This is a genomic window from Cribrihabitans neustonicus (genome assembly GCF_048820895.1).
GTDB classification, from domain to species: domain Bacteria; phylum Pseudomonadota; class Alphaproteobacteria; order Rhodobacterales; family Rhodobacteraceae; genus Cribrihabitans_A; species Cribrihabitans_A neustonicus.
The window spans coordinates 103,176-116,905 of sequence record NZ_JBMERQ010000004.1; the positions used below are offsets into that span (position 1 = coordinate 103,176).

Below are 13,730 nucleotides of genomic sequence, written 5' to 3' on the forward strand. Positions count from 1 at the left end.
CCGTCGCCCCCCCCGGGCTCCGGAAGCCCCCCATCCCCCCGCAGCCGGGGCCCGGGACCAACTGCCGCGCCATACCAAAGCAAAACACTCTGGATCACCCTTGAAACCTCAGCAAAACTGTCAGATATGATTAACCAACGGAATCACTTGCCCGCCGGGCCGCCCTGTAAGGACGCCGCGACATGATCGTCTGCCACTGCACCAACATCTCGGACCACGACATCCTCGCCGCGATCGACTGGATGCGAAGTGCAGACCCGGCAACGATTATTACCCCCGGCAAGATCTACCACGCCCTGGGCAAGACCGCCGACTGCGGCGGCTGCATGCCCCTTTTCCTCGACACGATGCGCACCAGCGCTAGTCTGGAAGTGCCTGCGCACCTTCGGAATTTGCGCGCAGGCCACATTCGGGAGGAAGTTCATGAAGGGCGACACCAAAATCATCGACTACCTTAACAAGGCCCTGCGCCACGAGCTGACGGCCGTCAGCCAGTACTGGCTGCATTACCGCATGCAGGAGGACTGGGGCCTCGGAAGCATGGCCAAGAAAAGCCGCGAAGAAAGCATCGAGGAGATGGAGCACGCGGACAAATTGATTGAACGGATTTTGTTTCTGGAAGGCCACCCGAACCTGCAAAAGCTCGACCCGCTGCGGATCGGGCAGACGCCCAAGGAAACCCTGGAATGCGACCTGGCCGCCGAACGCGAGGCCCGTGACCTCTACAAGGAGGCCCGTGATGCCTGTCACAGCGCCGGCGACTACGTCTCGATGAAACTGTTCGAGGAGCTGATGAAGGACGAAGAGGGCCACATCGACTTCCTCGAAACGCAGCTCGAGCTGCACGACCGGATCGGTGCGGAAAACTATGCCCAGCTCAACGCGACCAAGATGGAAGAGGCCGGCGGCTAGCGCCGCCCTGGCGGCCGTATTCGCGGCCGCCGCCTGCCCCCCTGCCGCCTCGGAACCCGCCGCCCCCGACGCCGCGACACCCTCCGCGCCCGAGCCCGCTGCCACCGCCGCCGGCATTCCGGTCTCAGACCCTCACCTCTCCGCGTTGCCCCGCACGACCGCTGAACGCGCCCGCATCCGCGCCGTGACCGCGGCCGCACAGGACTTCACCGCACCCGAGCGGTTCGAGACGCTCTCCGCCGGAGCCGCGACCGTGCGCGCCCGCAAGGATACCGAGGCGTTCTCCCTGCCCTCTGCCAACCTCAGCTTCGAGCAGGAGCTTGCCTTCCACCTTGGCAACGGGCTGTTCAAGAAGGTCTGGGTGTTCTCCCCGGCCTCGACCCTGGCCTCGGACGGGCTCGGCCCGCTTTACAATGCGCGTTCCTGCCAGCGCTGCCACCTGAAGGACGGCCGCGGCCACGTGCCGGAGCAGCCCGATTACGCTGCCTCCACGATGTTCCTGCGGGTCTCCGTCCCCGGCCAGGTACCGGAAGAGCTCAGCGCAATAAAGGACTACATCGGCACCGCGCCGGAGCCGGCCTACGGCGGCCAGATGCAAGATTTCTCCGCCCCCGGAGTGGCCCCGGAATACCGCCTGCAAGTGACCTATGACGAATTCGAGGTGCCGCTTGCCGGCGGCGAAACCGCCACCCTGCGTCGCCCCACTTATGCCGCCACGGACCTCGGCTACGGCCCCTTGAACCCGCAGGCGATGCTGTCGCCCAGGATGGCGCCGCCGATGATCGGCCTCGGCCTTCTGGAGGCAATCCCCGCCGCAGACATCCTAGCCCACGCCGACCCCGAAGATATGGACGGCGACGGCATCTCCGGCCGCGCCAGCCTGGTCTGGTCGCGCGAGTTCGGCCAGATCATGCTGGGCCGCTTCGGTTACAAGGCAGGGATGCCCACGGTGCACGAGCAATCCGCAGCCGCCTTCTCCGGCGACATCGGCATCTCCACTCCGCTGTTCCCCGGCCACGCGGGCGGCTGCACCGCCGCCCAGGCCGCCTGCCGGGCCGCAGCGCACGGCGGCGGCGACGCGCGCGGGACCGAGATAGACCAGCCCAACATGGATCTCGTCACCTTCTACGCCCGCAACCTCGCGGTGCCCGCACGCCGCGGCGCCGGGGCCAAAGAGGCGCTGCGCGGCAAGCAGGTGTTCTACGCCAGCGGCTGCGCGTCCTGCCACGTGCCGAAATTCGTGACCCACCGGCTCGCGGACCGGCCCGAGCACTCCTTCCAGCTGATCTGGCCCTACAGCGACATGCTGCTTCACGACATGGGCGAAGGGCTCGCCGACGGCCGCCCCGAGGGCCGCGCCACGGGCCGCGAATGGCGCACCGCGCCGCTTTGGGGAATCGGCCTCACACAGCAGGTCTCGCCCCGCGCCACCTATCTGCACGACGGCCGCGCCCGCAGCCTGCTGGAAGCCATCCTCTGGCACGGCGGCGAGGCGGAGGCGGCAAAGTCCCGCGTCGTGGGCGCCGCGCCCGAGGACCGCGCCGCGCTGATCGCCTTCCTCGAAAGCCTCTGACTAACCACCACTTTTTGCTTTCTGCCCCGCGCCTTCGCCTTCTGGCCCGATCGACGCGGCAAATCCTCCGCACGCTTGCCGCCGTGATCGACACGGAAAACCCGGGCATCAGAGCCTCCGCAAGCCGCGCTTCGCTGGCGCGCGCGGGGGCGATCCCGACTGGCATGATTGGCAGTTCATGTCCGCAAAGTCCGTAGGCCCCATAAAGGGACCGCCAAGCAGCAGCCAAATCGCCGCCGCGAGGGGGCGCGCCGGCGATGCGCGGCGGCCTTCGGCCTTGTTCCGCGCTGGCGGCAAAAATATGGCCTAGCCGCCAAACGAAAACGCCCCGTGACATATCGAACGCGATACGCTAGTGATCGGCGGCGAAAGGAAAGTAAATGGACGCCACACGCCGCCAAAACGAAATCGTCTCGCTCCTCGACCGGCACGACCGGGTCGAGGTGGAGGAGCTCGCCCGCCGCTTCGGCGTCTCGCTCCAGACGGTGCGCGCCGACCTGCGCGACCTGTCCGCCCGCGGCGTGCTTTCCCGCGTGCACGGCGGCGCCGTGCGGCTCTCCTCCGCCGCAAGCCAGGGCTACGCCGACCGCCGCAAGCTGAACGCCGCAGCGAAACAGGCAATGGCTTTGGCCGCGGCAGAGCTGATCCCCGACAACTGCTCGCTCACCCTCAACATCGGCACCTCGACCGAGCAGGTCGCCCGCGCGCTTTCGGGCCACCGGGGCCTCACGGTAATCTCCAACAATATCAACATCATCAACATGATGCTGGGCGGCCAGCCGCAGGAGCTGATTCTCGCAGGCGGCACTGTGCGGCAAAGCGACGGCGCCGTGGTGGGCGAGGACGCGGTGGAGTTCATCTCCCGCTACAAGGTCGACTTCGCCGTCATCGGTGCCTCTGCCCTGGATGCCGACGGCGCGGTGCTGGACCATGACGCCCGCGAAGTTTCCGTCGCCCGCGCGATCCTGAAGAACGCGCGGCAGAAAGTGCTGGTCTGCGACGGCAGCAAGTTCACCCGCTCCGCCCCGGTGCGCATCTGCGACGTCTGCGATCTCGACGTGATGATCACCGACCGCCCGGTGCCGCAGGAGTTTGCCGCCGCGGCGCGCGCCGCAGGCACCCGAATCGTCACCGCTTCGCCCGAAACCACCGCCCCCGAAACCGCCAGCCAAAACGAAAGCAGCGAAAATGCCTGACGACACCCAGCTCACGGATCTCTTCATTATCGGCGGCGGCATCAACGGCTGCGGCATCGCCCGCGACGCCGCCGGCCGCGGTCTGTCGGTGAGCCTCGCGGAAATGAACGATCTCGCCTCTGCCACATCCTCGGCCTCCACCAAGCTGTTCCACGGCGGGTTGCGCTACCTGGAATATTTCGAGTTCCGCCTGGTCCGCGAGGCCCTGATCGAGCGCGAGGTCCTCCTCAAGGCGATGCCCCACATTTCCTGGCCGATGCGCTTCGTTCTGCCCTTCCACAAGGACATGCGCTTTGATAGCGATACGCCGACGTCTAAGCTGCTCACCACCTTCATGCCTTGGATGAAGGGGCGCCGCCCGTCCTGGCTGATCCGCGTCGGCCTGTTTCTCTACGACAGTCTCGGCAAGCGCGGCATCCTGCCCGGCACCGCCAAGCTGGATCTGCGCACCGACCCCGCGGGTGCGCCCTTGCAGGACAAGTTCCAGACCGCGTTCGAATACTCCGACTGCTGGATCGAGGATGCCCGCCTCGTAGTGCTGAACGCCCGCGACGCCGAAGCCCGCGGCGCCGAGATCCTGACCCGCACCGAAGTTACAAGCGCCGAGCGCAAATCCGATCACTGGGTGATCCATCTGAAGAACCGCGCCACCGGCGAGACCTTCGAGCGCCGCGCCAGGATGCTGGTCAACGCAGGCGGCCCCTGGGTGGCCGATGTCTTGCGCCAGAAGCTCGGCCAGAACAGCCGCGAGAACGTCCGCCTGGTGCGCGGCAGCCATATCGTGGTGCCCAAGCTCTTCGACCACGGCCGCTGCTATTTCTTCCAGGGAACGGACGGGCGGATCATCTTTGCGATTCCCTACGAGACCGATTTCACCCTGATCGGCACCACCGACGCCGACCACCCGGACCCGGACACGGCCCCGGAATGCACGCCCGAGGAGCAGCAGTACCTGGCTGACTTCGCGTCCGGCTACTTCAAGCAGCCGGTCCGGCGCGAAGATATCGTCTGGACTTACTCCGGCGTCCGCCCGCTCTATGACGACGGCGCCAGCTCCGCCACTGCGGCGACGCGCGAATACGTGCTGACGCTGGACAAGGCGCAAGCACCGCTGCTGAACGTCTTCGGCGGCAAGATCACCACCTACCGCAAACTGGCCGAGGCCGCGCTTGCCAAGATCGGCGAGGTCTTCCCGCAGATCCCGGGCAATTGGACCACGGGCGTGGCCTTGCCGGGCGGCGATTTCGCGGTGACGGAGGTCGAGACGCTGACGCAGAAGCTCGCGGCCGACTACCCCTTCCTCACCCCCTACTGGGCCGGCCGGATGATCCGCGCCTACGGCACCGAGGCCTGGCAGGTGCTGGGCGACGCCAGGGAGGCCGCGGACCTGGGCCAGGACTTCGGCGCCACCATCACCGCGCGCGAGCTGGACTGGGCGGTGCAGAGGGAATGGGTGCGGAGCGGCGACGACTACCTGTGGCGCCGCACCAAGCTCGGCCTGCGCCTGGACGAGACCCAGCGCTCGGCGGTGGATGCCTATGTCGAGGGCAAGGCCGCGCAGCTGGCGGCTTGAGGCGCAGGGTGCGCGCGGCTTCGGTCCGGTGCGAAACACCGGCTGCGTATCACGGACGCACGCTCCCCGGCCTTCAGCCGGGCGCGCGGTTTCTCCCCGCCCAGTTGCCCCCATCAAGGGCAGGCCAGGCATTGAGCACCGGTACGCGCGGAACAAGGCCGGAGGCCGCCGCGCATCGCCGGCGCGCTCGCACGCGGCGGCGGTTTGGCTGCGGCAAAGCGGTTCCTCGAAAGGGCGTGCGGATTTGGCTGGGATAAACTGGCAGCCAGAACCCGATGGACCGCCCCCGCGCGCGCCTGCGATGCGCGGCTTCTATTCCTCTTCCACCCTTTTATTCCTCTTCCACCGTTTCGGCAAAGCCGGGTCCGTGCCGGACCGCCTGCCGCCCGCTGGCGCCCGGCAGACCGGTATATCACCTGCCCGCGTTGCCCCGCCCCAGATATCCGCGCCCGCAGGCACTGCAGCGCCTACAAAAAGTATCAGCCCGCCTGCCCCGATGTTTCGCACGCGAAACAACGGGGCAGCATTTCTGACCTTAGGTGCCGAACGAACCGGAAGCACTCCCGCCCCTTCCGCGATGCGCCTCGCGGCGCCCCGGAAAGCGTTGGGCCGGGCGGGGGCGGCGCCGCAGGCGCCGCCCCCGCCCCCCGCGATTTGCGAAGCAAAGCGCAAAACCTCAAGCCGGTGATTTCAACGCAAGCCGAGATACCCCAAGCCGGAACGTTTCAAGGCCTGGCGCCGCGTCCGAGCTTATGCCGCCTGCCGGAGCCTCCGGAGAAAACGGCCGCGAAATCCTCAGAACTCGACGCCCTTCTGCGCTTTGATGCCTGCGCGGAACGGGTGCTTCACCTGGCCCATCTCGGTCACCAGGTCGGCGACCTCAATCAGCTCCTCTTTGGCGTTGCGGCCCGTCAGCACCACATGGGTCATCGGCGGCTTGTGCTCCACCAGGAACTCCAGCACCTCCTGCAAATCGAGGTATTCATAGCGCAGCGCGATGTTGATTTCATCCAAGAGCACCATTGCGTTGCGCTCATCCAGAATCATCTCCTTGGCCTTCTCCCATCCCTTCTGCGCGGCAGCGATGTCGCGGGCCTTGTCCTGGGTCTCCCAGGTAAAGCCCTCGCCCATCGCGTAGAACTGGCAGAGATCGCCGAAGTTCTCCTCGATCAGCGTCCGCTCCCCGGTGGCCCAGGCGCCCTTGATGAACTGCACCACGGCACAAGGCATCTTGTGGGCGATACAGCGCATGATCATGCCGAAACCGGAGGACGATTTGCCCTTGCCCGGGCCGGTGTTGACGATGATCAGCCCCTTCTCGCCCTCCTTTGTTTTCATCATCCGGTCGCGCGCAGCCTTCTTCTTCGCCATCTTCGACGCGTGGCGGGCGGCTTCTTGCTCCGAAATGCCGGTTTCAGACTTTTCACTCACGGGGGGCCTCCTGCTGGTTTACCCATGTCTTGACAAAGAAGCCCGCGATAGCGCAAGGGGGTTTTGCTGGTTCCTGCAACCGCAGGCGAAGAGGGAATGTGAAGGCCCGGCCCCCATGAATTTGGGGGAGGGCTCAAGAACAGCCGCCCCCGCGACCGTGACCGGAGAGGTTGCCATGCCACTGGCCGCGCATCTGCGCGCCGGGAAGGCAGGATGACCGTCAGGGCCAACCGGCTCTGGGATCCGTAAGCCGGGAGACCTGCCAGCGACGTGAATTCAACGGGCGGACGGGGTGTGCCGCGACCGGTTGAGGGGCCTGCACCCGTGCGCCCCTTTCTGGCCGTCCCCGCCTGCCTGCCGCGACAGGAGACGCACGAGATGGCTGATGATCAGGCGGCAGACCCCGCCAGCCCGCAAGACCCGGTGACCCTGACCGTTTGCCTGACCTGCCGCCGCGAGGGCACAGATCCCGAGGCGCCGCGCCCCGGCAGCATCCTGCTTGCAGCCCTCAAGGAAGCAGGCATCCCCGAGGGCGTGACCGTGCGCGGCGTGAAGTGCCTGTCGGCCTGTTCGCGCGGCTGCTCGGTGGCGCTCACCGGCGGCGAGGAACGCTGGAGCTACATCTACGGCGACATGGACCCGGACCAGCACGTGGGCGAGATCCTCGAAGGTGCCGCCGCCTATGCCGCTACTGCTGACGGTCTCGTGCCCTGGCGCGAGCGCCCCGCCGCTTTCCGCAAACAATCTGTCGCCCGCATCCCGCCGGCCGGCTTCCCTTCCGAGGAGTAATCATGAGCGATCTCAACAAGATCCCTGTCACCATCATCACCGGCTTCCTTGGCGCGGGCAAAACCACGCTGATCCGCCACCTGATGCAGAACCCGCAGGGCAAGCGCCTGGCCGTGGTGGTGAACGAGTTCGGCACCGCCGGAGTGGACGGCGACATCCTGAAGTCCTGCGCCGATGAAAACTGCCCGGCGGAGAACATCATGGAGCTCGCCAACGGCTGCATCTGCTGCACCGTGGCGGATGATTTCATCCCTACCATCGAGCAGCTGATGGCCCTGCCCGAGCAGCCCGACCACATCGTGATCGAGACCTCGGGCCTGGCGCTGCCGAAGCCGCTGCTGAAGGCCTTCGACTGGCCCGCGATCCGCTCGCGCATCACCGTCGACGGGGTGATTGCGCTCGCCGATGCCGAGGCCGTCGCCAAGGGCCAGTTCGCCCCTGATCTCGACGCCGTGCAGGCCCAGCGCGAGGCCGATGACAGCATCGACCACGAAACCCCGCTGTCCGAGGTGTTCGAAGACCAGATCTCCTGTGCCGACATCGTGCTTCTGTCCAAAGCCGACCTGGCCGGCGATGAGGGGGTGGAGAAAGCCCGCGCCGTGATCGAGGCCGAGGCGCCGCGCAAGCTGCCGATCCTGCCGATGAGCGAAGGCGTCATCGACCCGCGCATCATCCTGGGCCTGGGCGCCGCCGCCGAAGACGATCTGGAGGCCCGCCCCAGCCACCACGACGGCCACCACGACCACGAGCATGACGATTTCGAGAGCATCGTGGTCGAAATGGGCGAAGTCTCCGACCCGCAGGCGCTGCAGGATGCCATCGTGAAGCTGGCCCGCGAACGTAACATCCTGCGCGTCAAAGGCTATGTCGCGGTGGAGGGGAAGCCGATGCGGATGCTGGTTCAGGCTGTGGGCGAACGCCTGCGCGCGCAGTACGACCAGCCATGGGGGGCGCAGCCGCGCAAGACCCAGCTGGTGGTGATCGCCGAGCATCACGACATCGACGAGCAGGCGATCCGCGCCGAACTGGGGGCGTAAACCTGATGCGGGCGCAGCGCATACTGACATGCCTGGCCCGGCCGATAGGCCGGGCCGCGCCCGGCCTCCCCGTCAAACCGGAGGTTTGCCTCCGGCAAAACGGGAGGGCGCTTCGCACCCACCCGAGGCCGGGCGCAGCCCTCCCGGCTTCCAAACGACCCTCAAGGCAGTGGAACTGACCCATGCACGTCGTCTTCCGCGAAAGCCACGGCCTTGACGAAACCGACACCCCGCAGGACCTCGGGCAGACGCCTGGCGACCTCGTGGTGCTATCGTTTTCCGACAGCGATCTCGGCGCCTTTGCGGCTGGCTGGCACCGGGCAGACGGCAAGCTGCCCTCGCTGCGGCTCGCCAATCTGGTGGCGCTGAAGCACCCGCTCTCGGTCGATGTTTACGCGGAACAGACGCTGCAGGGCGCCAAGGGTGTCCTCGTCCGCCTGATCGGCGGCGAAAGCTACTGGTCTTACGGGCTGGCAACCCTCCAGGACCTTGCCCGCCGCAAGGGCATTGCGCTGGCGGTCCTGCCCGCCGACGGGCGCGAGGATGCGCGGCTGGATGAGCTCTCCACCCTGCCCGTCTCCACCCTGCGCCGCCTGCAGGCCCTGTGCGACGCTGGCGGAGCCGTTGCCGCCCAGGCTGCCCTGGCCCAGCTCTCCCTCGCGGCAGGCCTCTACGCAGGCCCTGTCCTTGGCCTCAAGACCATGCCCGAACACGGCTTCTACGACCCGGCCAAAGGCGTGCTGGCCGACCTGCCGCCGCAGGACAAGCCGCTGGTGCTGGTGAGCTTCTACCGCTCCTACCTCACTGCTGCCGACACCGCGCCGGTGGATGCGCTGATCGCGGAACTGCGCGCCCGCGGCTATGCGGCATTCGGCGCCTTTGCCGCCAGCCTCAAGGCCCCCACCGCTGCCGATTGGCTGCGCGACAAGCTGCCCGGGCTGAACCCGGCTGCTATCATCAACGCCACGGCGTTCTCCGCCCAAGGCAGCGACGGCAGCGCCTCGCCGCTCTCCGCCACCGGCTGCCCGGTGTTCCAGGTCGCCCTCTCCACCGCCCGCAAGAAGGATTGGGCCGGGGCCGGCCGCGGTTTGTCGCCCGCCGACCTCGCCATGCACGTCGTCCTGCCCGAAGTGGACGGCCGCATCTTCGCAGGCGTCGTCAGCTTCAAATCGCCGGGCAAGAAAGACCCGGACCTGCAATATTCCCGCTTCGCCCACCGCGCCGACGCGGACCGCATCAGGGCCGCCGTGGACCGCGTCGAGGGCTGGCTGCACCTTGCCAAGCTGCCGAACGCAGACAAACGCCTCGCCCTGATCCTCTCCACCTACCCCGGGAGAGACCACAACCTCGCCCATGCCGTCGGCCTCGACGCACTGGCGTCCTGCGACGAGATCCTGCGCGAACTCTCCGCCCAAGGCTACGCCGCCGAAGCGCTAGAAAACACCGGCCTGCGGCTGATGGAAGAGACCCTCAGTGTCCCGCTGGAGGATTACCGCCAGGCCCTCGCCATCCTGCCGCAAGAGCTGCAGGACACCCTGGCAGAGGCCTGGGGCAACCCGGAAGAAGACGCGGAGTGCCGCGACGGTGCGTTTCATTTCAAGGCCTTGCGTTCTGGCAACGCCCTGGTTGCCTTGCAGCCCGAACGCGGCGAGGTGAAAACCCGCGTCGACGACTACCACGACCTGGACCGCACCCCGCGCCACGCCTATGTGGCCTTTTACCTGTGGCTGCGCACCCAGGCCGACGCCCTCATCCACATCGGCGCCCATGGCACGCTGGAATGGCTGCCGGGCAAGGCGGTGGCCCTCTCCGGCACCTGCTGGCCCGAGGTGCTGACCGGCCCGCTGCCCGTCGCCTACCCCTTCATCGTCAACGACCCGGGCGAGGCCGCCCAGGCCAAGCGCCGCATCGGCGCCGTCACCATCGGCCACCTGCCGCCGCCCCTGGCCCAGACCAATTTGCCCGAGGGTATGGCCCGGCTCGAAAGCCTGCTCGATGAATATTCCACCGCCGACGGGCTGGACCCCGCCCGCCGCGACCGGCTGATCGGCGACATCCGCGCCGAGGCGCAAGGCACCGGCGTTGAGGCCGACCTGGGCCTGACGCCTGACACCTCCCCGGCGGAGGCGATCACCCGCATCGACGCCTTTGTCTGCGACATCAAGGAAAGCCAGTACGGCGAGGGGCTGCACGTTTTTGGCACCGGCCAATGCGGGCCTGAGGAACGCGCCGGGCTGGCCGCCGCGCTGGACGGGAGGCTGGTTTCCCCCGGCCCCTCCGGCTCCCCTTTCCGCGGCCGTGCCGATGTGATGCCGACGGGCCGCAACCTCTTTACCACGGATCCACGCGCGGTGCCGTCGCGGGCGGCGCATGCGCAAGGGGTCAAGCTGGCGGAAGAGCTGCTGCGCCGCCATCTTCAGGACCACGGCGACTGGCCGAAGGGGCTGGTGATCGACCTCTGGGGCTCTGCCACCATGCGCACCGCAGGCGAGGAATTCGCCATGGCGCTGCACCTCGCAGGCCTCGCGCCAATATGGGACGAAGGCTCCGAGCGTGTCTCCGGCTTTGAGGTGCTGCCGCTTTCGATGCTGAACCGCCCGCGCATCGACGTGACCCTGCGCGTCTCCGGCCTGTTCCGGGATGTGTTCCCCGGCCTAGCCCAGATGTTTGAAAGTGCCGCCGCTGCCCTCGCGTGCCGCGAGGAGACCCAGGCCGACAATCCCTATCTCACCGAGACCCCGCGCGTCTTCGGCCCCAAGCCGGGCCAGTACGGTCTTTCGATGAATCCGCATCTGGACGGCTACAGCGACGAGGCCCGCCAGGCCGCGGGCGAGGCCTGGCTCAACGCCTCCTCCCACGCCATCGACGCCAAAGGCACCATCCATGACGCCCGCGAGGCGCTGGAAACCCGCCTGCAGGGCGCCGACAGCTTTGTGCACCTGCAGGACCTTCCGGAAACCGACCTTCTGATCGCGTCCGACTATGCCGCCCATGAGGCCGGCTTTGCCGCCGCCATGGCCCGCATCGGCCAGACCGCACCAGCGCTTTACCACATGGACGCCACCCGCCCCGGCAAGCCACAGGCGCGCAGCTTGGGCGAGGAAATCGCCCGGGTGACCCGCGCCCGCGCCGCCAACCCGGACTGGGTGACGTCGATGATGGCGCACGGCTTCCGGGGGGCTGCTGAGGTTGCCGCCACGCTCGATCACATGGCGGCTTTCGCCCATCTGGCGCAGGTCGTGCCGCCGCATCTCTTCGATCTCTATTTCGAGGCCACCTTGGGCCGCGAGGACCTCGTGGCCTTTATGCAGGCCGAGAACCCGCAGGCGCTGCAGGCGATGCGCGACCGCTTCCGGGCTCTGCATGACGCCGGGCTCTGGGTGACCCGCCGCAACTCGATCATGGCGGAGCTGGAGGGGGCTGCATGAGTGCCGCCGCGCCAAAGGTCTACGGCTGGTGCCCCGGGGCTCTGCGGCCGATGATGTCGGGCGACGGGCTGGTGGTGCGGGTGCGCGCGCCGCTGGGACGGCTCACGCCGGAACAGGCGCGCGGGCTCGCGGAACTGTCGCAGGCGCATGGCAACGGGCTGCTGGACATCTCTGCCCGTGCCAACCTGCAATTGCGCGGCATCCGGGAGGGCGCGTACGAGGCGCTGCTTGACGGCCTGCACGGGCTGGGCCTGCTCGATCCGGACGCTCGGGCCGAGGCGCGGCGGAACCTGGTGGTGCAGCCCTTCTGGCAGGCGGGGGATGAGACCCATGCCATTGCAACCGCCTTGAACGCAGCGCTGGCCGACGCCGAGAATCTGGATCTGCCGGGCAAGTTCGGCTTTGCCGTCGACTGCGGCCCGGCGCCGCTGCTGCGGGACGCCTCTGCCGACATCCGCATCGAGCGCGGGCCGGAGCGCCTGATCCTGCGCGCCGACGGCGCGGAGGCCGGCCTGCCGGTTACGGCCGGCACCGCAACTGAGGCAGCGCTGGCGCTGGCCCGCTGGTTCCTGGACCAAGGCGGCGCGCCGGAGGGGCGGGGGCGGATGCACCGTCTGATTGCGCGCCGCGGGCCGCCCCCGGCGCATGGCGCAGACCGCGGCTCCCCCGCGCCACAGCCGGCGCCGGGGCCTGCCGCCGGTGGAATTCTTGCGGCACTGGAATTCGGCCAGATGCCCGCCGCCACCCTGGCGCAGCTGGCAGATCACGGGTCTTTGCGGCTCACCCCCTGGCGGATGCTGCTGGCGGAAGGAACGGGCCATCTTCCGTCCCTGCCCGGCCTGATCCTTGATGCAACGGATCCGCGCCTGCAAGTGACCGCCTGCACCGGGGCGCCCGGGTGCCTGCAGGCGCTCTCGGCCACCCGCGCGCTGGCCCGCGATCTTGCGCCCGGCCTGCCCGCGGGGACCCGCCTGCATGTCTCCGGCTGCGCCAAGGGCTGCGCCCATCCCGGTCCCGCGCCGCTGACCCTCACCGCAACGGGCAGGGACGATTTTGCCTTGATCCGCAACGGCTCCGCCGCGGACGCTCCGCTGAAAACAAACCTGAGCGCGCGCGCCCTGCGCGCCGCTCCCACCATCCTGACAGAGGGCAGCTGACATGCTCCACACCTATGAAACCGACGGCGCCGCGATCTATGCCGAGAGCTTTGCCACCATCCGCCGCGAAGCCGATCTCGCGCGCTTCAGCAAGGACGAGGAGAGCGTGGTGGTGCGGATGATCCACGCGGCCGGCATGGTCGGGCTGGAAGAGCACGTGCGCTTCTCAGACGGCATGGCAAAGACCGCCCGCGCCGCGCTCGCAGATGGGGCGCCGATCCTGTGCGACGCCTATATGGTGAGCGAAGGCATCACCCGCCCGCGCCTGCCCGCGGATAATGAGGTGATCTGCACCCTGCGCGACCCGAAGGTGCCGGAACTGGCAAAGGAAATGTCCAACACCCGTTCGGCCGCCGCCCTCGAACTGTGGCGCCCGAAACTGGACGGCGCCGTGGTGGCCATCGGCAATGCGCCGACCGCGCTGTTCCACCTGCTGAACATGCTGAAGGACCCCGCCTGCCCCCGCCCCGCCGCCATCATCGGCTGCCCGGTGGGTTTTGTCGGCGCGATGGAATCGAAGGAAGCGCTGATGCAGGATCTCCCCGTGCCGTCGATGGTCGTGAAAGGCCGCCTCGGCGGCTCTGCCATCACCGTCGCCGCGGTCAACGCACTGGCGAGCTGGAAAGAGTAACCG

11 protein-coding genes and 1 riboswitch are annotated in these 13,730 nt (G+C 68.0%); of the genes, 10 read left to right on the forward strand and 1 reads right to left on the reverse strand.

Annotated elements, in window-relative coordinates:
• Nucleotides 1-182: 182 nt before the first annotated feature.
• From ACOHWE_RS11880 to glpD, 5 genes are all read left to right on the forward strand, one after another.
• On the forward strand, nucleotides 183-458 hold the full coding sequence (locus tag ACOHWE_RS11880; RefSeq protein WP_420666607.1) for a (2Fe-2S)-binding protein: 276 nt from the start codon (nucleotides 183-185) through the stop codon (nucleotides 456-458).
• Nucleotides 424-912, forward strand: a complete 489-nt coding sequence (gene bfr / locus ACOHWE_RS11885) for a bacterioferritin (RefSeq protein WP_420666609.1) — start codon at nucleotides 424-426, stop codon at nucleotides 910-912. The genes ACOHWE_RS11880 and bfr overlap by 35 nt, the downstream gene beginning before the upstream one ends.
• Entirely contained in the window at nucleotides 869-2,485 is a 1,617-nt protein-coding gene (locus ACOHWE_RS11890; RefSeq protein WP_420666610.1) for a di-heme oxidoreductase family protein, read from the forward strand. The genes bfr and ACOHWE_RS11890 overlap by 44 nt, the downstream gene beginning before the upstream one ends.
• Before the next feature lie 380 nt (nucleotides 2,486-2,865).
• A complete protein-coding gene (locus ACOHWE_RS11895; RefSeq protein ID WP_420666611.1) occupies nucleotides 2,866-3,681 on the forward strand; it encodes a DeoR/GlpR family DNA-binding transcription regulator in 816 nt (271 codons plus the stop codon).
• Nucleotides 3,674-5,254, forward strand: a complete 1,581-nt coding sequence (gene glpD, locus ACOHWE_RS11900; RefSeq protein WP_420666613.1) for a glycerol-3-phosphate dehydrogenase — start codon at nucleotides 3,674-3,676, stop codon at nucleotides 5,252-5,254. The genes ACOHWE_RS11895 and glpD overlap by 8 nt, the downstream gene beginning before the upstream one ends.
• Before the next feature lie 795 nt (nucleotides 5,255-6,049).
• On the opposite strand, the gene cobO is transcribed toward glpD, so the two are convergent.
• The gene (gene cobO, locus ACOHWE_RS11905) at nucleotides 6,050-6,685 is read right to left on the reverse strand and encodes a cob(I)yrinic acid a,c-diamide adenosyltransferase (protein ID WP_420666614.1); all 636 of its coding nucleotides are present in this window, start codon (nucleotides 6,683-6,685) and stop codon (nucleotides 6,050-6,052) included.
• Nucleotides 6,686-6,735: 50 nt separating this feature from the next.
• Nucleotides 6,736-6,966: riboswitch (cobalamin riboswitch) on the forward strand.
• Nucleotides 6,967-7,063: 97 nt separating this feature from the next.
• Between cobO and ACOHWE_RS11910 the strand changes: the two genes are divergently transcribed.
• From ACOHWE_RS11910 to ACOHWE_RS11930, 5 genes are all read left to right on the forward strand, one after another.
• Entirely contained in the window at nucleotides 7,064-7,474 is a 411-nt protein-coding gene (locus ACOHWE_RS11910; RefSeq protein ID WP_420666616.1) for a DUF1636 family protein, read from the forward strand.
• Nucleotides 7,475-7,476: 2 nt separating this feature from the next.
• Nucleotides 7,477-8,511 carry a cobalamin biosynthesis protein CobW gene (gene cobW, locus ACOHWE_RS11915; protein WP_420666618.1) on the forward strand — a complete coding sequence of 345 codons (1,035 nt, stop codon included), beginning with the start codon at nucleotides 7,477-7,479 and terminating at the stop codon, nucleotides 8,509-8,511.
• 182 nt (nucleotides 8,512-8,693) lie between these two features.
• Nucleotides 8,694-11,939 (forward strand): cobaltochelatase subunit CobN, encoded by a 3,246-nt coding sequence (cobN, locus tag ACOHWE_RS11920; RefSeq protein ID WP_420666620.1) that lies wholly within the window; start codon nucleotides 8,694-8,696, stop codon nucleotides 11,937-11,939.
• Nucleotides 11,936-13,096 carry a precorrin-3B synthase gene (gene cobG / locus ACOHWE_RS11925; protein ID WP_420666622.1) on the forward strand — a complete coding sequence of 387 codons (1,161 nt, stop codon included), beginning with the start codon at nucleotides 11,936-11,938 and terminating at the stop codon, nucleotides 13,094-13,096. The genes cobN and cobG overlap by 4 nt, the downstream gene beginning before the upstream one ends.
• Before the next feature lies 1 nt (nucleotide 13,097).
• Entirely contained in the window at nucleotides 13,098-13,727 is a 630-nt protein-coding gene (locus ACOHWE_RS11930) for a precorrin-8X methylmutase (RefSeq protein ID WP_420666623.1), read from the forward strand.
• Nucleotides 13,728-13,730 lie beyond the last annotated feature (3 nt).

Excerpts from the sequence above, each read along its gene's own strand:
- ACOHWE_RS11880 (WP_420666607.1), top strand. The coding sequence starts at position 183 with ATGATCGTCTGCCACTGCACCAACATCTCGGACCACGACATCCTCGCC.
- bfr (WP_420666609.1), top strand. The coding sequence starts at position 424 with ATGAAGGGCGACACCAAAATCATCGACTACCTTAACAAGGCCCTGCGC.
- ACOHWE_RS11890 (WP_420666610.1), top strand. The coding sequence starts at position 869 with ATGCCCAGCTCAACGCGACCAAGATGGAAGAGGCCGGCGGCTAGCGCC.
- ACOHWE_RS11895 (WP_420666611.1), top strand. The coding sequence starts at position 2,866 with ATGGACGCCACACGCCGCCAAAACGAAATCGTCTCGCTCCTCGACCGG.
- glpD (WP_420666613.1), top strand. The coding sequence starts at position 3,674 with ATGCCTGACGACACCCAGCTCACGGATCTCTTCATTATCGGCGGCGGC.
- ACOHWE_RS11910 (WP_420666616.1), top strand. The coding sequence starts at position 7,064 with ATGGCTGATGATCAGGCGGCAGACCCCGCCAGCCCGCAAGACCCGGTG.
- cobW (WP_420666618.1), top strand. The coding sequence starts at position 7,477 with ATGAGCGATCTCAACAAGATCCCTGTCACCATCATCACCGGCTTCCTT.
- cobN (WP_420666620.1), top strand. The coding sequence starts at position 8,694 with ATGCACGTCGTCTTCCGCGAAAGCCACGGCCTTGACGAAACCGACACC.
- cobG (WP_420666622.1), top strand. The coding sequence starts at position 11,936 with ATGAGTGCCGCCGCGCCAAAGGTCTACGGCTGGTGCCCCGGGGCTCTG.
- ACOHWE_RS11930 (WP_420666623.1), top strand. The coding sequence starts at position 13,098 with ATGCTCCACACCTATGAAACCGACGGCGCCGCGATCTATGCCGAGAGC.